General features: G+C 24.3%; 3 protein-coding genes. All 3 read right to left on the bottom strand.

The genetic code is table 11. The annotated features are described in order from the left end of the window. Positions 1-326 precede the first annotated feature (326 nt). The 3 genes from E6248_RS14195 to E6248_RS14205 all read right to left on the bottom strand — a co-directional run bounded on the left by E6248_RS14195 (position 327) and on the right by E6248_RS14205 (position 3,739). Entirely contained in the window at positions 327-1,163 is an 837-nt protein-coding gene (locus tag E6248_RS14195; RefSeq protein ID WP_316341435.1) for a hypothetical protein, read from the bottom strand. 118 nt (positions 1,164-1,281) lie between these two features. Beyond that, a complete protein-coding gene (locus E6248_RS14200) occupies positions 1,282-2,103 on the bottom strand; it encodes an HNH endonuclease signature motif containing protein (protein ID WP_316341436.1) in 822 nt (273 codons plus the stop codon). Further along, entirely contained in the window at positions 2,090-3,739 is a 1,650-nt protein-coding gene (locus tag E6248_RS14205; RefSeq protein WP_316341437.1) for an AAA family ATPase, read from the bottom strand. The genes E6248_RS14200 and E6248_RS14205 overlap by 14 nt, the downstream gene beginning before the upstream one ends. Between the last annotated feature and the right edge of the window lie 181 nt (positions 3,740-3,920).

The raw sequence follows: 3,920 nt of genomic DNA on the forward strand, positions 1-3,920 counted from the left end.
AAAGAATTTTTTACATTTATCAAACTTATAGTCTCATTGTTTAATATAAATTTTTCAAACTATATACCCGAATGTAAAAATATTGATATTAAAAATAAACATATTAATATTTTCATCATTTATCATCACTTAAATTAATTATTTGTTAAATGAATATACATTTGAAAGTACAATAGTCCAATAACTCTATAAATATAATCAATTATATCTTCTGTACTCATTACAAAACAAATATTTTTATCATCTATTTCAATACTTTAGGCGATGGTGCAAGATTTATTGATAAAATGTAGTTAAAATATATCCCTTAAAATATATTTTAACCATTAGTTATGTAACTTTTCATGCTTTATTACTTTCAATACCTCAAGATAATCCTTAAAATTTCCCACCATTTCTCCTGATGGTTTATTAAGTTCCATTAACTCAAATAATCTTACTCCCACTCCTTGTATTTCAAGTTCTGATGGAATTATATATCCCATTTCAAGAATTATTTTTCCTCCACCATTCAACATTCCCATACGATATAATTCATATATGTCTTGATATACTGATATATTACTATAGCTAGTACTTTTCTTTTTCATAAGTGGGCTATCTTCTAGGTACGGTGATTTAACATTATTAATTTTCATAAATTGTGACTGAGCAATAATCATTATTAATATATACTGCCTGTAACTTAATTTTTGAGCAATCTGTATTAATTGTACAGCTTGATCCTTAGATATATCTTCTCTAAAAGATATATTAGATAATAACTTTCCATAATATCTAAGCTTTTTATTTTCAAATTCCCTTTGTGCTGCTACTATTACCCCCTCAAATATTTCTTCACCATCACTTCTATCATCTATACCAAATTCAAAAAAGTTATCATTTCTAATAGTTTTACCTTCTTTAAGTTTTAAATTTATATCCTCAATCGCATATCCCATTACATCTGCTACTCTACCAACTTCTAAATCCGATAACTTTCTTGTATCAAATTCGTTTGCAATTTCAGTAATAAGTGTATTAACATTCATACTTACTAGTTCTCCAGTAATTCCAGTAGGATCCCCAACCCACAAGTTTGTTACTCCCCCTGCCATTGTACATATTACATTCTTACTTTTCTCTAATATACTTTTAACTGTTCGTTTCTGTGAGTTCTTCAATTTATACCCTCTCTTTTACTATTTATTATTCTTTATTGAAATAATTTTTTCATATTGATTCTTTGTCTATCTATTTAAACTATATATAAATTTATATATAGTTAATCCCTATTTAACATTAGTTAAAAAATGTTTCAAAAAACCAATCACTTTTTAACAAGCTACTAAATCCTGCATATCTCCATGGCATAACTTTTTTTTCATAATATGTGTCAATCTTCACCTGTATAAGCTTCCTAATAATATCTTTTGATTTCACAGATTCATACAACATTTTTAGCTCAGTAAAATAAACATCAAATTCTGTATTAAAATCTGAAAGATATAGTTTATCAATCTCTAATTTCTCAAAGTGAAATATTATTTTTTTATAAAATGAATCATCCCACACAGCTATCTTTTTTATATAAAATTTAAAACCTATTTCAATCTTTTCTACAATTTCACACCCAATATAATCAAATGCATTATTTATTTCATCATCATAATAAGGATGAATAAGTTGACTTTCTTTATCAAAAGAATAATATTCTCCCTTTATCTCATTACAATCTTTACATATGGGAACTAGATTATTTATTACAATTGATAATGAAGGAAATTTAGCTTTTGGCAAATAATGATCTATTTGTTTTACTTCCCTAGTAGGATAATTACAATATGGACAATACTTTTCACTTTCCCTAATTTTTTTGTAAAATTTATATATGTTAACATATTGCTTCTTTGATAATCTATCACTATACATTTTTTTCATATACTCTTTATACTCAATATCTAAAGCTGCAAATTCATTTTCATCGTTTAAATTCTCTTCTACATTTTCAATAATCTCTTTATACTTAATACTTTTCTCAATTATTCTTTCTTTGTATTTTAATTCATTAAAAGAATTACAAATATCTTCTTGATTTATATCGGGTATTTTAATCTTCTTCATCGTTAACCCTCTTCCGATTTATTAAACTCTGTATTAATACATGACCTAATGAACCTATATTACCATTAAATTTTTCTATTGTTTTATCAAAATCCTGCTCTAGCTCTTTTTCTAACAATTGATAAAATCCTGTTTTTATTACTTCTAACCCGAAAACTTCTCTAGTCAAAGAATCTGTATTTGTAGCAAATGTTTCTAGCATAACCTTTTCAAAATGCATTTCTTCTGAAGTTCTTATAATTTTATTTACACATGACTTAGGAACCTCCTGTATGACTATAGGAGAATGTGTTGCTATAATTGCTACCGCATTTTTCTTCAACAACAGAAATGATAATGTTCTAATATACGTAGACAATAATGGTGGATGTAAATGTGTTTCTGGTTCATCTATTAATACAATAGTTTTTTCATGAATAGAATCAACTAACGATGTCAATGAAAGAATAATTATCATATGTCCTGAACTTAATCGTTTAAAATATTTTTTTATAAATTTATTATCTATTAAACTACAATGTTTTTTACCATCATAATGTTCATAAAATAAATTTTCCTTTTCGCTTAAATACTTTTCTAATATATCAATAAAACAATTATCTCTAAACATTGGATCATTATTAAGATTTCTACATGTTTCTAGATATGTGTCTATTTTATTTTTACTCTGCTTTATTTTTAATAAGGTTTCTATAAATTCATTTGATAAGTCATCTACTGATTTTATTTTAGTCTTACCATCTTTCTGATTCTTACTTATTAACCCTATATATTTATAAAATTTTTTAAAATCATCTACTTCTTTTTCATCTATATTTAAAGGTTCCTTAATTTCAATAGATAAAGCATCATCAAAAATACTAAATGATACTCCAACAATTCCTGCAAAACTATTTTTAGTACATTCAATAGAGAATTCTTCGCTTATAGAATATTTCTGAGATTTTTCAATTTGCACTTTAGAATCACTTACATTCTTAAGTAAATTTAAAAGTATATTATATAATAACCATGTTTTCCCTACTCCATTTCTTCCTATTAGAATATGAATATTACTTGGAGGTAATGAATCTGGAATTACATTTATATTAATTTTTTCTTTTCTGTATTTAAATGTAAAAGAATATGGTGTAAGTTCAGCTTGTCCTTTAGAAACTCTATTAAATTGTTCAACATTTGAAACATATAAATTTCTCATTAATGAATTTATTAAACAACTTTCATCATTATCATATAAATGGTTAAATCGTTCATAATAATATCCTAAATCTTTTAACGCATCATAATAATCAGTATTTTTATCTCCAAAAATTTCATTTACTTTTTTATAGTAATTAATATCTTGACCTAAAGAAAAGAAATTATCATTTAATTCATTAAATGATATTCTTGGTATTAATTCTTTAATGGAATAGGATGGGTATCCATTAATTGATTTATTTTGGTTTACTTTAGAACTAAGAGATTTGAATCCAATTTTTAACGTGCCTATTTTTTCTAAATTTTTCGTTTCATTATTCTTATAATAAGCTATGAATGTAGTACAGTATCCGTAATCATCCCAATAATCAAATATTAGATAAACACAATCAGTATCTATTGCTTCATTAGTATTTTCTATAAGTTTAAATTTCATTTTTATACCCCTAATAATTTAATTTTTTGAAATTTATATAGTTTTAATTATAATTTACAATATCATTTAAAAAATCTCTTATTTTATCTCTTTCTTTTTTTAATGCTTCATCTGTTATATCAATTGCAGGTTGAAATATGTTCATATTTCCTTCAAAATGATTAAATTCATTTAATAAAGT

The organism is Clostridium sp., from assembly GCF_032552055.1.
GTDB lineage: Bacteria > Bacillota > Clostridia > Clostridiales > Clostridiaceae > Clostridium.